24 protein-coding genes are annotated in these 16379 nt (G+C 32.3%); 8 read left to right on the forward strand and 16 right to left on the reverse strand.

The features are described 5' to 3' along the window. Positions 1–101 precede the first annotated feature (101 nt). From ACYFX0_RS09025 to ACYFX0_RS09040, 4 genes are all read right to left on the reverse strand, one after another. Positions 102–413: a YbjQ family protein gene (locus ACYFX0_RS09025; protein WP_000637513.1), complete on the reverse strand. Its 312-nt coding sequence runs from the start codon at positions 411–413 to the stop codon at positions 102–104. Between the two features lie 130 nt (positions 414–543). Continuing rightward, positions 544–759: a DUF4028 family protein gene (locus tag ACYFX0_RS09030; protein ID WP_003276970.1), complete on the reverse strand. Its 216-nt coding sequence runs from the start codon at positions 757–759 to the stop codon at positions 544–546. Between the two features lie 167 nt (positions 760–926). Beyond that, a complete protein-coding gene (locus tag ACYFX0_RS09035) occupies positions 927–1457 on the reverse strand; it encodes a general stress protein (RefSeq protein WP_001100085.1) in 531 nt (176 codons plus the stop codon). Between the two features lie 36 nt (positions 1458–1493). Beyond that, entirely contained in the window at positions 1494–1634 is a 141-nt protein-coding gene (locus tag ACYFX0_RS09040) for a hypothetical protein (protein ID WP_001004568.1), read from the reverse strand. 235 nt (positions 1635–1869) lie between these two features. Between ACYFX0_RS09040 and ACYFX0_RS09045 the strand changes: the two genes are divergently transcribed. The 3 genes from ACYFX0_RS09045 to ACYFX0_RS09055 all read left to right on the forward strand — a co-directional run bounded on the left by ACYFX0_RS09045 (position 1870) and on the right by ACYFX0_RS09055 (position 5890). Further along, positions 1870–2121 carry a hypothetical protein gene (locus ACYFX0_RS09045; protein ID WP_000991351.1) on the forward strand — a complete coding sequence of 84 codons (252 nt, stop codon included), beginning with the start codon at positions 1870–1872 and terminating at the stop codon, positions 2119–2121. A gap of 204 nt (positions 2122–2325) precedes the next feature. Then, positions 2326–5016 (forward strand): ATP-binding protein, encoded by a 2691-nt coding sequence (locus ACYFX0_RS09050; RefSeq protein WP_106081503.1) that lies wholly within the window; start codon positions 2326–2328, stop codon positions 5014–5016. A 16-nt stretch (positions 5017–5032) separates the two neighbouring features. After that, entirely contained in the window at positions 5033–5890 is an 858-nt protein-coding gene (locus tag ACYFX0_RS09055) for a CheR family methyltransferase (protein ID WP_000429058.1), read from the forward strand. Between the two features lie 188 nt (positions 5891–6078). Here the strand turns inward: ACYFX0_RS09055 and ACYFX0_RS09060 are convergent, their stop codons facing one another. The 5 genes from ACYFX0_RS09060 to ACYFX0_RS09080 all read right to left on the reverse strand — a co-directional run bounded on the left by ACYFX0_RS09060 (position 6079) and on the right by ACYFX0_RS09080 (position 9470). Beyond that, positions 6079–7221: a fused response regulator/phosphatase gene (locus ACYFX0_RS09060; protein WP_106081504.1), complete on the reverse strand. Its 1143-nt coding sequence runs from the start codon at positions 7219–7221 to the stop codon at positions 6079–6081. Between the two features lie 172 nt (positions 7222–7393). After that, positions 7394–7834, reverse strand: a complete 441-nt coding sequence (locus ACYFX0_RS09065; RefSeq protein WP_000017755.1) for a ferritin-like domain-containing protein — start codon at positions 7832–7834, stop codon at positions 7394–7396. A 69-nt stretch (positions 7835–7903) separates the two neighbouring features. Then, positions 7904–8680 carry an RNA polymerase sigma factor SigB gene (gene sigB / locus ACYFX0_RS09070; protein ID WP_106103903.1) on the reverse strand — a complete coding sequence of 259 codons (777 nt, stop codon included), beginning with the start codon at positions 8678–8680 and terminating at the stop codon, positions 7904–7906. Continuing rightward, positions 8643–9125: an anti-sigma B factor RsbW gene (gene rsbW, locus ACYFX0_RS09075; RefSeq protein ID WP_106103904.1), complete on the reverse strand. Its 483-nt coding sequence runs from the start codon at positions 9123–9125 to the stop codon at positions 8643–8645. The genes sigB and rsbW overlap by 38 nt, the downstream gene beginning before the upstream one ends. A gap of 6 nt (positions 9126–9131) precedes the next feature. Beyond that, a complete protein-coding gene (locus tag ACYFX0_RS09080; RefSeq protein WP_003276977.1) occupies positions 9132–9470 on the reverse strand; it encodes an STAS domain-containing protein in 339 nt (112 codons plus the stop codon). A gap of 196 nt (positions 9471–9666) precedes the next feature. On the opposite strand from ACYFX0_RS09080, the gene ACYFX0_RS09085 reads away from it, so the two are divergent. Further along, entirely contained in the window at positions 9667–9867 is a 201-nt protein-coding gene (locus tag ACYFX0_RS09085) for a hypothetical protein (RefSeq protein ID WP_000390996.1), read from the forward strand. 209 nt (positions 9868–10076) lie between these two features. Here the strand turns inward: ACYFX0_RS09085 and ACYFX0_RS09090 are convergent, their stop codons facing one another. The 3 genes from ACYFX0_RS09090 to ACYFX0_RS09100 all read right to left on the reverse strand — a co-directional run bounded on the left by ACYFX0_RS09090 (position 10077) and on the right by ACYFX0_RS09100 (position 11044). Continuing rightward, positions 10077–10328, reverse strand: a complete 252-nt coding sequence (locus ACYFX0_RS09090) for a GlsB/YeaQ/YmgE family stress response membrane protein (RefSeq protein WP_000522903.1) — start codon at positions 10326–10328, stop codon at positions 10077–10079. A gap of 75 nt (positions 10329–10403) precedes the next feature. Then, positions 10404–10604 carry a CsbD family protein gene (locus tag ACYFX0_RS09095; protein ID WP_000004260.1) on the reverse strand — a complete coding sequence of 67 codons (201 nt, stop codon included), beginning with the start codon at positions 10602–10604 and terminating at the stop codon, positions 10404–10406. Between the two features lie 50 nt (positions 10605–10654). Next, positions 10655–11044 (reverse strand): YflT domain-containing protein, encoded by a 390-nt coding sequence (locus tag ACYFX0_RS09100; RefSeq protein WP_000448802.1) that lies wholly within the window; start codon positions 11042–11044, stop codon positions 10655–10657. A 213-nt stretch (positions 11045–11257) separates the two neighbouring features. Between ACYFX0_RS09100 and ACYFX0_RS09105 the strand changes: the two genes are divergently transcribed. Further along, complete coding sequence (locus ACYFX0_RS09105; RefSeq protein ID WP_000720868.1) at positions 11258–11713, forward strand: hypothetical protein; 456 nt, start codon at positions 11258–11260, stop codon at positions 11711–11713. Between the two features lie 85 nt (positions 11714–11798). On the opposite strand, the gene ACYFX0_RS09110 is transcribed toward ACYFX0_RS09105, so the two are convergent. Further along, a complete protein-coding gene (locus ACYFX0_RS09110) occupies positions 11799–12212 on the reverse strand; it encodes a hypothetical protein (protein WP_460270297.1) in 414 nt (137 codons plus the stop codon). A gap of 324 nt (positions 12213–12536) precedes the next feature. Between ACYFX0_RS09110 and ACYFX0_RS09115 the strand changes: the two genes are divergently transcribed. The 3 genes from ACYFX0_RS09115 to ACYFX0_RS09125 all read left to right on the forward strand — a co-directional run bounded on the left by ACYFX0_RS09115 (position 12537) and on the right by ACYFX0_RS09125 (position 14587). Then, a complete protein-coding gene (locus ACYFX0_RS09115) occupies positions 12537–12644 on the forward strand; it encodes a YjcZ family sporulation protein (protein WP_000505670.1) in 108 nt (35 codons plus the stop codon). A 431-nt stretch (positions 12645–13075) separates the two neighbouring features. After that, positions 13076–13606, forward strand: a complete 531-nt coding sequence (locus tag ACYFX0_RS09120) for an RNA polymerase sigma factor SigX (RefSeq protein ID WP_000955505.1) — start codon at positions 13076–13078, stop codon at positions 13604–13606. Positions 13607–13609: 3 nt separating this feature from the next. Then, on the forward strand, positions 13610–14587 hold the full coding sequence (locus ACYFX0_RS09125) for a DUF4179 domain-containing protein (protein ID WP_106103898.1): 978 nt from the start codon (positions 13610–13612) through the stop codon (positions 14585–14587). Positions 14588–15122: 535 nt separating this feature from the next. Here the strand turns inward: ACYFX0_RS09125 and ACYFX0_RS09130 are convergent. The 3 genes from ACYFX0_RS09130 to ACYFX0_RS09140 form a co-directional block, all read right to left on the reverse strand. Continuing rightward, positions 15123–15284, reverse strand: coding sequence for a hypothetical protein (locus ACYFX0_RS09130; RefSeq protein WP_000583951.1), 162 nt, complete (start codon positions 15282–15284; stop codon positions 15123–15125). A gap of 133 nt (positions 15285–15417) precedes the next feature. Continuing rightward, complete coding sequence (locus ACYFX0_RS09135) at positions 15418–16029, reverse strand: DUF2812 domain-containing protein (RefSeq protein WP_098437589.1); 612 nt, start codon at positions 16027–16029, stop codon at positions 15418–15420. A gap of 13 nt (positions 16030–16042) precedes the next feature. Then, positions 16043–16357 carry a PadR family transcriptional regulator gene (locus ACYFX0_RS09140; RefSeq protein WP_001078063.1) on the reverse strand — a complete coding sequence of 105 codons (315 nt, stop codon included), beginning with the start codon at positions 16355–16357 and terminating at the stop codon, positions 16043–16045. Between the last annotated feature and the right edge of the window lie 22 nt (positions 16358–16379).

The following is a 16379-nucleotide window of genomic DNA, read 5'->3' on the forward strand; positions in this document are numbered from 1 at the left end:
TTTCTAAGAAATACAATCCCATTCTTTTTACTTTTACAACTTAAAAACAAAAAACCCCCTCAAAGCATGAACTTCAAGGGGTGAGCCTGTTTTTTATTTACTTATATACGTACAGCTGTACCACTGACAGCTACCATTAACATTCCATCACGAACAACCTCGTAATCTACGTCAATACCAACGATAGCGTTCGCACCTTTTTGTTTTGCAAGTTCTTTCATTTCGCCCATTGCGATATCACGAGCTTCTTTAAGCTTACTTTCATAAGAACCAGCACGACCACCGACAACATCACGAACAGAAGCGAATAAATCGCGGACAATGTTTGCACCCATAATAGCTTCACCATTTACAATATCAATATACTCAATAATCTCTTTACCTTGAATTCCAGAAGTTGTTGTTACAATCATGACTGACACTCTCCTAATAAGTTGTAGTTTTGATAAGCTTTCTTATGACTTTATTATGACATGGAAAAAGTATCTAATCTATTGAATTACCTTACAGGAATGTGACAGTTTTGTAATAATAAAACGCGCATTATGTTCCATTTGAATAAAGCGCTTTAATATTGGGATACATAAACGATTCTCTATTTTCTTTCCAATCTTTTTCTACTTCTTTAAAAGTTGGTCGTCCTAATTCTTTATTATTTTCATGTTTACTAAACCACTTTTTCACATACTGGTCTCCATTTTTATTTTGAACTGTACAAAGGAAGCTATTACTGCTATCCTTTAATATTTTTACAATCACGAAAAGGCACCTCTTCCCTTTTAAATAACATGATAGAACTTGATCTTTTACTATAAGCCCTTCCTCTCTTATAGTCATACGACTCCTCGGCCGCGCCAAAGTTGTAAGATCAAAAAAACGATATTCACTATGTTTATATTTTGCATAATTGATATGTGAAGTAAATATTATTTAAAGAAATCAGAGTTATAAGCATTATGCTTATCAAATATTTTATAAATTTCTAACTTATCATCTAATGTTGCATCTACTAAAATTAATATATTTCCATCGTAAATATATTCTTCATACTTTTTAGCATGTTCTTCTGGAATTCCTAATCCTATAAATGCTCCTATTAAACTTCCAGCTCCTCCGCCAATACCAGCTCCACCAATAGCTGCTGCGATTGGTCCTGCTGCTACAATTGGACCCATTCCAGAAATGGCAAGTATACCAAGGCCAGTTAATAAACCACCTAGTCCCCCTGCTACTCCTCCTGCTACAAGCCCTGTCGCTGAAAAGATATCTGCTTTATGTGCAGTTTCATTCTTAACTTTTTCACCCGATTTTTCTTCCAGGTGTTCAATTTCCTTTTGATCCTTCGCAATAGCTGAAATGTTATCTGCTGGGTATCCTTTATCATTTAATTCATTAATAACGAGTGCCGCATCATCAATTGTTCTAAAAACACCTACTATTTTTCTATCTACATTCATAACTATTAACCTCCTAAAGTTTTATATAATGTATCTTTATTTTTCTTCATTTCTGTATACACTAACCTTCTTATTAACATAACCATTTACGAAAAATGCGAATAGTAAAAGCACTACAAGTGAACTACTTAACAAGTAAATTAAATCAAATGTAATATCAATCATCATTTCATTCATGTATACCAGGCTCCTTTTTATTTAAAGTAAAAGTATATTTTGATAGACTAATCTACTAAACATAGACATCTTACAATTCATCTTCAGTCAATCTCTTTATAGTATATGTATACCCTTCCTAACTCTTTCTAAACGTAAAAAACTTTAATTATATTTTTCTTATTTATACGTTTAACATCTTCTAAAACGGGTATGTTTATATTGTTATGCTCACTATATGGAAAGGAATATTACGATGAACGCCATTCACTCTACTACTATTTCTTATAATGAAACACCTACAATAACTCAGATTCATCATTTTTATGCTTTAATGACAACATTTCAAGCTAATTTGTTTATAAGTAAACATGGAACAATGACATCAATCAAAAATTTAAGCACTCTAGTATCCTTTTTCCTTACTGTAAAAAAGAAAGATCTTGTATTATTTATTTTTGAAGGAATAGATGCAAAAAAAGCTTTAAGAACACTCTTTCCTTCTTAGAATGTTTGTTATCCTCTATTCCCCCGTTTACTACCTTTCATATATGTTTTTATATTTCAAAATGATTTCCTCTATGAAAAAAGAACCCCCTAATACAGTAGGGGGATTTCTAGTTTGGCCTTATGAAAACTGATATAATATATATTACGTTTTTTATTCTTGAAAATAGAAAACTTTTAATAATCTTGAAGGTAGGAATTTTTGATGAAATCGAAAGCAAAATTTAGTATTCGTTACAAAATTATGGCTGGTTATTTAGTTATCATTTTGTTCTTGCTTATTTCTTTCATTATGTTAAACAATGGGATTTCCAGTTTACAAAAATCTCGTAATTTTATTATTGATCACGATTTTAAAGTTCTTAATTTAACGAATCAAGTGGAGAAAGATTTACTAACAATTGAAAATAAAGCGAAAGGATTTATCACTTCTAATGATGCAAATTACGTTCAATCCCTTAACGCTGCAGAAAAGGATTACGAAAAACATTATCAAGATCTTTTTTCTCTATTAGAGGATAACCCCTCTCAGCAAGAAAAATTAAAACAGATTAACGAAAACATTACTAGTTGGATTAATAAAGAGATTCACCCACTCATTACAAATAATAATAGTAATAATGTACAAACAATCGACACGACTCAAATTCAGTCATTACAGTCGCAGCTAACTAACTTCCGTAGCACTGAGGAGCAACTAACGAAAAAAAGAGCTGCACAATTAGATATTGATAATAATAAATTAGAGATTTGGTTATACAGTTTATTGTTCTTACTTTCTTGTATTTCCATTATCGTTTCACTCTATATTTCGAATTCCATTACAAAAACGATTAAAAATGTAATTCAAGCTATTAAATCCATTTCTTCCAAAGAAAAAATTACGGAAAGAATTCATGTAAACAGCCATGATGAAATAAAAGATCTAGCTCACACAACGAACCACTTACTAGACGAAATATCGAAAAGAGAGTGGTTGCAAACCGAGCTTGCAGAATTAATTTTAATGTATCAAGGTGTATCTTCTATTGAGATGTTAGGTAACAAAATTCTTAGTGGGGTTATACAAAAAACGCAAACTTCTTGCGGTGCATTTTATGTTCGTGAAGAAATTGAAGACACTGTCTACTATGTGAAGAAAGCTTCTTTCGCCGGTCAAGGTTCTGATGTCGGAAAAAAATCCATTAAAATGGGTGAAGGTTTAATTGGGCAATGTGCTTTAGAAAAACAAATCTTTATTCTTCGAGAAATACCAGAAGAATTTCGTTATGTCACTAGCGGCCTATTAGAAATACGCCCTCAAAACCTACTAGTCATCCCTATCTTATTTGAAGATGAAGTAATTGCAGTAATGGAGTTAGTAAGTGTAACTGAGATTTCAGACTTGCATCAAGATTTAATTCAACAAACTGTTGATAATCTAGGTTTGACAATCCATAGTATTATGGGACGTATGCGAATTCAAACTCTTTTACATGAATCACAAGCAATGACAGAAGAGCTGCAAGTTCAATCAGAAGAATTACAAACGCAAGCTGAAGAACTACAAATGCAAGCGGAAGAATTACGAACAACGAATGAACAATTAGAGTCTAGAACGGAAGAAGCTGAACAAAAGACAGCTGACTTACAAATTACTAAATTAGAATTAGAAGAAAAAGCAAGCGAGTTGTTACGCAGCTCAAAATACAAATCAGAGTTCCTAGCAAATATGTCACATGAATTACGCACACCATTAAATAGTATTTTACTATTATCTGAAATGTTAAGAGAAAATCATGATAATCATTTATCGGATGATGAAATTGAACTAGCAACTGTCATTCATTCATCAGGGAAAGACTTACTTACTTTAATTAATGACATACTAGATTTATCTAAAGTAGAAGCAGGCAAACTAGACATCATTTTTGAAGCAACGAACATAAGTGACATGGCAGCCAATATGCATCAAAACTTTTTACATATAGCTGCACAAAAAAATGTCGAATTTACTATTGAAGACAGTGATACGATTCCAGATCTGTTTTATACAGATGCAAAACGGATTGAACAAATTATTAAAAACTTATTATCTAATGCATTTAAATTCACAGAAAAAGGATCCGTCTCTTTACATTTCAATCCGATAGAAACAACCAATTTGAGTCATGATATGCAATCTATAAGTAAAGAGTGGATTACAATTTCAGTAAAAGATACTGGTATTGGTATCGCTAAAGAACAGCATCAACTTATTTTCGAAGCCTTTCAACAGGCAGATGGAGCAACAATTCGGAAATATGGTGGTACAGGCTTAGGATTATCTATTTGTAAAGAATTTGCTAGATTGTTAGGTGGTTGGATTACGTTAGAGAGTCATGTAGGAGAAGGCAGTACTTTCACTGTATATATTCCTAACCTTCCAAATGGATTACATGATATACAGTTATCCAATTTAGAAGTTGCAGCAACGATAGAAGATGTTATTCCTGCTGAAGTTGTGGAAGAGACTATCGTGACTCCAGAAACAAATAACGTCTTCCAAGAGAAAACTATTTTAATTGTCGATGATGATCACCGAAATATATTTGCATTACAAAATGCATTAAAAAAACAACATGCCAACATTATTACTGCACAAAATGGTATAGAATGTTTAGAAATACTAAAAAGCAATACAAATATTGACCTTATTTTAATGGATATTATGATGCCTAATATGGACGGGTATGAAACGATGGAAAATATCCGAATGAACTTAGGGTTACATGAAATACCTATTATCGCATTAACTGCTAAAGCAATGCCAAATGATAAGGAAAAATGTTTATCTGCTGGCGCTTCAGATTATATAAGTAAACCATTAAATTTACATCAACTCTATTCGGTAATGAGTGTATGGTTAATAAAATAAGTGAGGTTTAGTTGGAGTGGAAAATAAGTATTATAATTTTGATCCATCAGTAGATACGGATAAGCGTACGAACTTAGAAATTGAATTACTATTAGAAGCGGTATTTAAACTATCAGGATTTGATTTTCGCCAATATGCTCGCACATCTATTTATAGAAGGATTTGCAATAGAATGCAGCTCTCTAATATCCCTACCATTTCAAAATTAATTGAAAAAGTAATTCATGAAGAAGGGTTTTTAGAACAGTTATTAAATGATTTCTCCATTAATGTAACTGAGATGTTCCGTAATCCTGCTTTTTTTAAAGCGCTAAGAGAGCATGTTATTCCTGAATTGAAAAAACATCCTGAAATTAGAATTTGGCATGCTGGATGCGCAACTGGTGAAGAAGTATTATCAATGTCCATCTTACTTCACGAAGAAGGATTAAGTGAAAAGGCTGTTATTTATGCAACAGATATGAATACAAATGTGTTAGAAAAAGCAAAACAAGGCATACTTTCATTAAATAAAATGCAAACTTACACGAAAAACTATTTACAAGCTGGCGGTACACAAGCATTTTCTAACTATTATTCGACGGATAGTCGTTTTGCTTATTTCAATCCATCACTTTTACAAAACATTATTTTTGCACAGCATAATTTAGTAACCGATCAATCTTTTAACGAGTTTCATATTATACTTTGTCGTAACGTTTTAATTTACTTTACAAGTAAACTTCAAAACCAAGTGCAGCAACTATTTTATGAAAGTTTAAGTCACAATGGATTTCTATGTTTAGGGAATAAAGAAACTCTTCGTTTTTCAGATATAATGCCGCATTATACCCAATTTAATCCTAGCGAACAAATTTATCAAAAAATACAATAAAGTGAAACTTTAATCAGATGGGGGGGATTCCCCACTGATTATCAACCCTCACCAATCGGGCGTTTACGGACAGTTGATCTCCCACCTGCCTTCTTTGCTTCAGACTAAATTTTTTGGTGGGAGTCTTACTGCCCGTTAATGCGGGATAAAAAGCGTATGAAATCCTCTGTTTGGATTTCATACGCTTTTTATTTTGCATTCGTTTGTATCATAATTAGGCACATATCATCTGATTGTGCTTTCTTCTGTTCTCCCTTATAAAACCCTTCTATCTCCGCTTCTAAATCTCCCCATTTTCTTTCTGTAAAAGCACGTAATTTCTCTTCAGACTCAAATTCATCATTTGCAATTGCTTCAAGAACACCATCTGTAAACAATACGATTTGAGCGTTCTTCTCAAAAGGTATAACTGTCTTTTCAACTTTTATTTCATCAAAAAATCCTACTGCACAACTCCCGCGATCTAGTTCCACTACATTCGCTTCATCAACTAAAACGTATCCAGAAGGATGTCCTGCATTTACATATTCAATCGTTCTCTTTTCTGTATCTACTACTAAATATATCGCTGTAAAATAATATGGAATATCGTCATTCTCATTATGTAAAAGAGTCATATATTTATTTAAGTCTTTAATGACAAGTTCTGGATCGATTAAAGATTTAATCGTTTCACGTAATACAGACGAAATAAACATACAAACTAATGAAGCAGATATACCATGTCCCATCACATCTAATAATATAATACCGTAGCGGTTTCCATCGATTTTATACCAATAATACATATCTCCAGCTAATTTAAATGAAGGTAAGTAACTTGCTTCAATTTTTATATAATCTTCTCTTAATGGGCTACTTAATAAGTTTCTTTGTACTTGCGTAGCTAAATCTAGTTCATTCCGAAGATTTTCTTCTTGTTCTTTATGCCAATTTAATTCCGATTTCAAGCGTAACGCTACACGCATACGTGCTAATAGTTCAACTTTATTTATAGGTTTCGTAATATAATCCATTGCCCCCATATCAAGAGCTTCGGCCAACTTATTTGCATCCTCTAAAGCTGTAACAAAAATAATAGGAATATCTTTAAACTTCTCCTCTTTTTGTAATCGCCTACAAACTTCAAGTCCATCAATTTCAGGCATCATAATATCTAATAGTATTAAGTCAATTTCATTATGCCTGGAAGAATCTTTTCCAAACTGTATGTATTCGAAGAGCTCTTGTGCAGAATTGAGCGATACAAGATCATGATATCCGGCTTGTTTTAAAATTTTCTCAATTACAAATATGTTAACCGGATTATCATCAACAATTAAAATGGACACAAGTTATTTCCCCTTTTCTTATTTAAAATGTAAATCTAATATCATTTTCTATTTTTCTAGTATTACATACTCAGTTACAAAATGAAAATTTCGTACTCAAACATATTTATACAACAAAAGAACAAACCCCTAGAAATAGGAATTTGTTCTTTCACTGTATAAATTTCTACTTTTAATTTAACACCATTGCTTTATCATTTAAAAGACGATCTAATTCTTCCATATGATTTGTTTCATCTGCAATCATATCTTCTAGTTTTACAACTAACTCTGTCATATTTAATTTCGCTGCCTGTTCTTTTCTCGTTTCATAACGCTTAATTGTTTCATATTCTGATTGTCTAGCGGATTCTAACATTTCTCTAACATCTTCTACTTGTTTCACTGGTAAAGGGATCGTAGTAGGTGTACCACCTAACGTCTTAATTTTCTCCGCTAAATATAGGGCATGTCCTTGTTCATCACTAATTTCAGATTCAAAGAAAGGTTTCAATACTTGTCTATATATACCAGAAACTGTAGCAGCATTATGGTTATACATAATAATTGCTGAGTATTCTCCTGCTAAATCTTCATTCAATCCTTCGATTAGTTCTTTCACATCGTGTGACATTTTTATATCTCCTCCTATACTTAATAACTACCCCTTTTCTCATGTTTTAAACATAATTCTTTTAAATTTTTATGTATCTAAAAATGCAGCTTGCTTCAATTTACTTATCGCTTGTCTTTTAATACGAGAAACGTGCATTTGCGAAATACCTAACCGTTCTCCTGTATCTTTTTGATTTAAATTTTCTCCAAATATATAATGAATAACACTCTTTTCCATATCATTTAATACGTTAAAAATATCCTCTAAAACGAGACGTCTTTCTGTCTGTTCATATCCTTGCTCTACTTCACCTACAGATTCAATTCTCGCTACCGAACTGCCGTCAGATGAATTTTCAACTACATCATCTAAGGAAGATACTCGATAATTATTTTTCGCATCCATAATTTCTAGCACTTCCTCTTCGGATAGTCCTAAATGATCTGCAATCTCTATAATCTTCGGTGAACGCTGCAGGTGATCTGTTAACTCCTCTATCGCAAGTTTAATTTTCCCGCCTAAATCTTTAATTCGCCTTGGAACATGAATACCCCAAGTTTTATCACGTAAATACTTCTTTATTTCGCCTACTATCGTAGGTATTGCAAACGGCTCAAAAGCATTCCCTATCGAATAATCATACCTTCTTATTGCGCCTAAGAGCCCTAACATTCCTACTTGTATAATATCTTCATGCATCGGCCCACCTTTTGAATAGCGATATGCAATGGAATATACGAGATTTTTATAGTGATTAACCAATCTTTCCTGTGCTTCATCACATTGGTTTTGTTGGAAGTCTGCAATTAGTTTAATAACGTCTTCTTTAGTAAGATTTGTAGGTTGAGATTGGATTTCCATCATTCTCCACCTGCTCTCTTTGTATATATTTTGTCATTAAAACTGTCATGCCCTCATCATGCATGATTTGTATATCATCCATTAACGTATTGATTAAATATAATCCTAAACCATTTTCCGGCAAATGTTCTACTGGTTTATTAATATCATACGGACCGACTTTACTTTTTAAGCTACTGAAATCAAAGCTAACTCCATTATCCGCAGCCATAATTTCTAATCGATCTTCATATAGACCAAAGACAATTGTAATTTCTCCAACGTCTTCTTTATATGCATGTTGTACAATGTTTGTACATGCTTCACTAATAGCAATTTTCATATCTTCTATATCGTCATAAGCAAAGCCCATTCGATTCGCAACACCAGCCATTGTTAAACGAATAATAGCCACATATTCTGCTTTTGCAGGAATTTTCATTTCTATCTTTTCAAATCTCTCCATCATCCCTAGTCACCTTCTTTCTACTTTTTCAAAATCGGAATTCAAATTTAATATTTCTGTTAGCCCTGTAATATCAAATAATCTTTTTAGCCTTTTAGATACACCAATAAACTCTAGCTTCCCATCATTTTTCTTAACTGCTTTTAATAAAGCTATAAAAACTCCTAAGCCTGTACTATCCATATAATCTACGTTATGAAAATCTACTACAATATGAACCTCTTTTTCATTTGCAATAGGCATAATCTTATTTTTCAAATCTGATGCCGTATACGCATCAATCTCACCAGTAAGTTGTACCGTATAACCTAATTCATTTTGCAAGATGTTAATTTTCAAATTCATCATTTCCGCCCCCTCATCTCAAACGTTTACTATTTAATTACCCATAAAAATTAGTTTTAAACATATTTTTTAATTTTAATTATAAATAAATTTTCTACACCTTTCCCAGCTTACTGCTTAAAATTTACTACCAAATGTTTAAACCTTATAAATTTGTGTATGTATAATGTATAAACATTATTTTTAGGGGGATCTATCTATGGAAGAGCACAACTTTAAAAAGGGAGATTTCGTTCAATTTTCTTATCGACACGATCATGCTACAAAGTTAGTTGGTTCCATTATTAATATACTAACGAATACAATTGTAGTTGATATAGGTAATAACGAGGACTTATCTCATATAGAACCAAGGCAGGTCGTAAGGATAAATAATTGTAAAAGAGTAACGATGGTTTAATATGTAATATAAAGTGTAATCTCAATCAGTGGGGCCATCCTCACTGATTATTTATTGAATAAACATGATGATTGCGAGCAACCTTCATACAGATTACATTAAAAAAGCATCCAAATTATTTTAATTGGATGCTTTTTTATGTATATTTATCACTCTTTTAACTTTATAGCTATATATAATAAACTTAAGATTACTATTCATTATCATACTTACGCTTTCCGTAGCATTCTAGAGAAGAATGTAACGATTAAAATAAAGACGATTGCACCTAATAACGCTGGAAGAACAAAAATGCCTCCCCATTCAGGACCCCAGTGACCAAATAATGCACTACCAACCCAAGATCCGATTAATCCAGCAATTACATTACCAACTATACCTAAAGGAAAGTCTTTCCCTGTAATCATTCCAGCTAACGCACCAATAAGTCCACCTACAATACACGTAATAATAAGTCCCACAATTAAACCTCCTATATTATTTTTATATTGGATTCATCAAGCTTTGGTATGTAACCAAAGCTTGATGAAAATGTATTATTCTTTATTATCCAATTCATCGCTTATCTTTTGTTTCACTTTTCCGACTTTTTCTTTTATAGTTCCCTTCGTCTTCTCCCACTTCCCTTCAGTTTTCAACTCTCTATCTTCTGTAACTTCACCAATTCCTTCTTTTATTTGTCCTTTTTTCTTTTCAACTTTACCCGTAATTTGTTCTTTTAGCCCGCTCTCACTCATATTTCCCATCTCCTTTTCGTAATAGATTTATAGATTTAAAGGATACAAATTTAAATAGAATACATGCATCTTCTTTCTTGTAACCATTCACCGACTCTTTCTAAATCCTTAACGAATAACAAGATTTTCCCTTCATCCAGCTTTTCTTCATAAAAGTTCGCTTCTTCCTCATTAAGCCCTAACTCCTGCATCTTATTTCTTAACTGATCTCCTGTTTTTTGAAAGACGTTAATAATGCTTGTCCCAAGTCCCTCCTCTTTTATCCCAATTGTATTCACGTCTGCATTGTCTGCAATTCTATCTGTCCTATCTTTCTCATGTGTTAATACGTAAATATCTTTTTGGTCTATTCCTTTCTTCACGAGATCATTCGCCGCATTCATGACCTCTTTCTCCGTAATAAATTCATATACAAAAGGTTTACTATACTTCGTTTCCATCTTTAACTTCCTCCTTTAAAATGAATTATTTGTTATATTATATGTAGTACACCCATTTTCAAAATGTTAAACATAAAATATGAAAAAAGTTATGTGAATTTTGATTTTAATAGAAAATGAACAACATCATTTACCACTTTAAAACATCTTCTACTTACAATAACCTCCTAAATTAACGAAAAATTGTTATAATTGAACGTAAGGAGGGATAATATGAAAAAAATCATATCTATATGCGCTCTAACCGCTCTATCTTTCACTTTAATAGGTTGTACAAGTACCTCGGTTACAGATAAAGCTTCACAAGTTAAGCAAGAACATACACAAAATACCTTTCAATTAAACTCCGCAAATATTACCGACATTGAAATACTGAAAACAACAAATAATACTACTTCCAAATCTCAAACAGATAATGAAGAAATGATAAAATCTATCGTTTCAGCAGTTCAAAATGGAACACCTAAAACTATCACTTTAGATCAAAAAAAGAAACAATCTGTGCATTCTACTATAACCGTTACATATAAAGATGACGAAAAAGAAGAGTTTCTTGTTTGGGTTGATAATAAGGAACAAATTACAATTGCCAAAGATGAGAAGAAAGATAAGGTAGAAAGTGTGATAGTGAATATTAAAGATACTAAAATGATGAAGGATTTCTTTTAAAATTCTAGTTAACATTAAAAAAAGAGTAGGATTAACATCCTACTCTTTTGTTTAATCATACCCAATAAATAGACTTTTATAAGATCTATTTAAGGTCTAATTTTGCTAAATCAGGTTGTAAAACATTATTTCCTTCTTGTGGGTTAAATACGATTGCACTAAGACCAAAAACATTCGTAACAACATCTCTATCTTTCGGACGAATGATTCTTACTTCATAAGCAAACAGTGCTGGAGGAAGAGCTGCTGAACGAAAAGTAACATATCGATTAGGTGGCAATGTTTGTGTTGAAGGGTCTATTAATGGTAACAATACCGGAGAACCAGATGACCAATCAAACATTTCAACAGTTACTCTACGAGTATCATCTGGATCAACATTCATAGCCTCCACAGTAAGAAACAACGTAGCAGAATGTCTACGTAATACACCCGTTGATAAAGTCTCATTGTGATGTTCACAACATTTTTTCGGAGGGTGACCATAGCCATAACTCATACCCATTCCCCCCTTTCATTTACAATTAAGGACAAGTATTCCTTATAATATATAATGTTAGTATTCTTTTAGTGCAAGGTATAAAAGCGGATTTCCATCTATATTTTTGGATATTTTATTTTTCATTTATTCGCTTTTAAAGAATAAAGTGAAACTTTAATTAGCCCTCACCAATCGGGGTCTTACTACCCAGCAAATAGCGAGATAAATCTATTTTGAAAAGGACCTGCTCCATTCATTCGTAAAAGCATAAAGTAAATGGAATCCGTTAAAACACATGAGTGACCCCTTGGTTTTCCCTTCCTATTAAAAGGAGGAACTGTTATGGGCTTTGGTGGTAGTTGTGGCGGCTGTGGCTTCGCTGGAGGATTTGCTTTATTAGTTGTATTGTTTATTTTATTAATCATCGTTGGAGCTGCTTGCTTCTGCTAAAAAACTATCGGAAAAGACACTCATGTGAGTGTCTTTTCTTTATATGTAAAAAAAAGCCCGCCTATTTCCGTAGGCGGGCTTTATCTTTATTACACAATACGAAAGTATACTCTCTTTTTCACTAAAATTTTATGTAATTATACATATTCATGAAAATAGAAGACTTAAAATATGCCAAAATAAAGTGAAACTTTAATCAGTGGGGGGTGTTCATCCACCACTGATTATTAACCCCCACCAATCGGACTTTTACGGGCAGCCCGCCCCCCACCTAACTTCTTTGCTTACGCTGAATTTTGAGGTGGGGGTCTTACTGCCCGTTAATGCGGGATAAAAAATATAAAAAAATATCCAGAAAAACTGTCACAAAATCCTTTTTTCTGGTTTCTCTATAATACAGGTATCAAATTGAAAGTGAGGTTTAAACGGACATGTTAACCATAGAAAATGAAGAAAGTCATGCTTCTGATATGACCTTTGAAGATTTATTTAAGCAGTACTATGCTTACGCTGTGAAACAAATCATCTGGATTGTTAAAGATCAATCTATCGCTGAAGAGTTAGCACAAGAAGTATTTTTACAATTATATCGTAGCGATTGGAAAGGAATTGAAAACATACCTGGATGGTTGATTAAATCTTCTACTTATGTAGCTTATAACCATTTTCGATCTGAAAAAAGGCAGCAAGCGAAGATTGATAAAGAAATACAATACCATGAAGTACAAAATGTTTCATCATTAGACGATGATTGGATAAGAAAAGAAGAAATTACAAAGGTCCAAACGATACTAAATAAAATGAATGATCGAGAACGAACCCTTTTACTAATGAAATTCTCTGGTTTTCAATATAAAGAAATTGCAGAAGTACTTCAAATTGAAATATCTTCTATTGGAACATTATTGGTCCGAGCAAAAATGAAATTCCGCAAGATTTATAAACAAATGGAGGAGGCATAACAAATGAAATGTTATGATATCGGGTTTATTCAAACATATATTGATGGAGAACTTTCTCATGATATAAGAAAGGAATTCACAAAGCACCTAGATACATGTGAAGCATGCCAAGATTTATTAGTAGAAATTAGTAAATTAAATCAATGGGAAAACGTAATGCTAGATGAAGAATCTGCAAATTCACCACAAGAAATCAAAATTGATATAGAACAAGCATGGAAAACATTTGAAAGCCGTTCCAAGTTAGACAATGTTTCTAATATAAATCACAAAAAGCACCAAAAGAAGGGAATGTTTACAAACATGAGTAAAAAATCAAAACGTTTCATTTATACAGCAGTAGCTGCAGCTGCACTTTTTACAACAGCAATGATTCCACAAGTACAAGTGGCGGCTACAAATGTTGCTTCATATTTTTCTGATGCAATTACAAATGATAAAGTTGTAAATGAAGGAATAGAAGATGAAAATGGTGTCATACAAGATATGATGAAGAATGGTAAATATATTCCTATTGATGAAAAAATTACAGATCAAGGTATTACTGTACATCTCAAAGAAGTATTTATCGCAGATGCACGTATATCAGTTCATTATAGAATGGAAAAAGCTGATGGTAATTTAGTACCATTTGAATTTGATACATCAGGATTAAATCTTGAAAATGATGGTAAAATTAATGGGCAACAAGAGGAAAACCCTGAGATTAAAAATGACGGGAGACTATCATTTATCCATGATTCAGATGATCGTCTTCCTTTTGAACTTATGGCAGCAGGTAAAAAACTAAATGATGTAGGCATTCGTGATAATGATAAACCTGAAGGTGTTGCTACATTTGTTATAGATTCTAAAGGAAAAGACGCTTTTAAACAGCCCCTTACTTTAGATGTAAATATAACTAGAATTGGAAAAGTAATTGGATCTTGGAAAGGTCAAATTCCAATTGATACTTCACATTTGAAAAACAATACGAATTAACATGAAAAAAAGAATAGAACAATATGTATCTAATTCTCAGTTTATATGTTTTCTTGTTTTCGTTACATTTATTTCTTATATAGTTTTTGCTCTATCTTTTATTTATGATTTAAGTTTATAACCTTAAATCAATCATTTAAAACCATTACAAAAAAAAGCCCTCTAAAAAAGTAGGCAAATAAATAACCGGTTTCTTAACGTATAAGGAATCGGTTATTTTGTATTTAAAATGCGTCTAGACGTACAATTTTTTTGATATGGTGACCTCTAATAAACCATATCAAAAAAAGAATAGACAGCCTAAGGTGCCTTTCTCCGACTTGAACCATGTTTAATTGTTTTGTTTATTGAGAAATACAATGGTTTATTTATGCTGGTCTTCTATATTAGGTCCGTTTGCAGTCCATACAGCAATTAACAAAAGAACAATAGCGATGAAAAAGTTGATGAGCATTTTTACTAAACTACGCATAGGTAGAAAAGCATATATACTTCTCTACCTATCTTAATGTTACTTGATAAGTACTTGTTTTAATTATATATACAAGGAAATTAAACCAGCTATAACAATCAATGGAAGAATTACTGCAAGTTTATTTTGTAGAGGGACACGTTTGTCTGGGACTCCTGGATGGATAACAAAAGCCAGTAAAACAATTGCTCCAATAATACCTAAAAGTATATTAATGATAATCATCCTCCTAAGGAATATTATTAAAATTATATCAAATTTAAACACAAACAAAAGGAATTAATGTTAACAATTACCAAACAACCTATTTATACATAAAAAAACCCCCAAAGTATCTACTTTAAGGGGATCCATCCTATCACCTTCTCTCTTCATACAACCGATTTGCTTTATACGAGCAAACGAAAAACATACATGTCGCAACGGGGATAAATGTCAAAAAAAGTCCTCTCATTAATGCAAATGGCGTTTCAAATAAGAATGACCATAGAAATGATACACCTTGCTTATCCCATAATCCTGGCGTCAAGTATAGTTCTTTCGGATTTACAAAGGCTCCTAAATTCATTGTATTACTATACATAAATAAAAATAATATCGGCAAATAACAGATCGCTAATTCTAAAAATGTTTTAGATAGACGCTTATACTTACCTGCTCGTGACATTGGATCTGAAAAAATGTCATCTTCACTTTCTTCATCTACCTTTTTAAAATATTGCGTACCTGACCACCTATTACCAGCTATATGCTCCCAGCCACTATCTTCAAATAATGTGCAGTAATTAATAAAATCACTTTTTCTACTAAATACTCTATGGTCTATTTTAATCGTCGCATCTTCCGGTTCTGTATATCTAAATGTATAACCAAATGTATTGCTTTCTAGTTGATGGCCTTTCCAAGCCATCTCCTCTAACCATTTTTCCTCTTTCTCAAAGTCTAAAAAGAATTTCAATCTCCACATCATCGTTTCCCCCTAACTATACGTGTAATAAACTTTTTGTAACCGCAATAATGTGCTGCATTCTCATAAAATCTAAATGCAATACTTCTTTCCCGCGTTCCGTAATGACATACACTTTTCTTCGTTTATCTTCACTTTTTACCGATTCTATTAACCCTTGTTTTAATAAATTTTCAACCGCACCATACAATGTACCCGCTGCGATTTTTACTTGATGATTACTCAGTTCCTCCACCTTTTGCATAATTAAATATCCATGAGCTGGCTCTAATAAAGCTAAAAGAACGTAATACGTTGTTTCCGTTAATGGTAAATTTTTATCTCTATTCATAAAGACCTCCAATGTAACGATA

The sequence above is a fragment of the Bacillus sp. NEAU-Y102 genome (genome assembly GCF_054788175.1).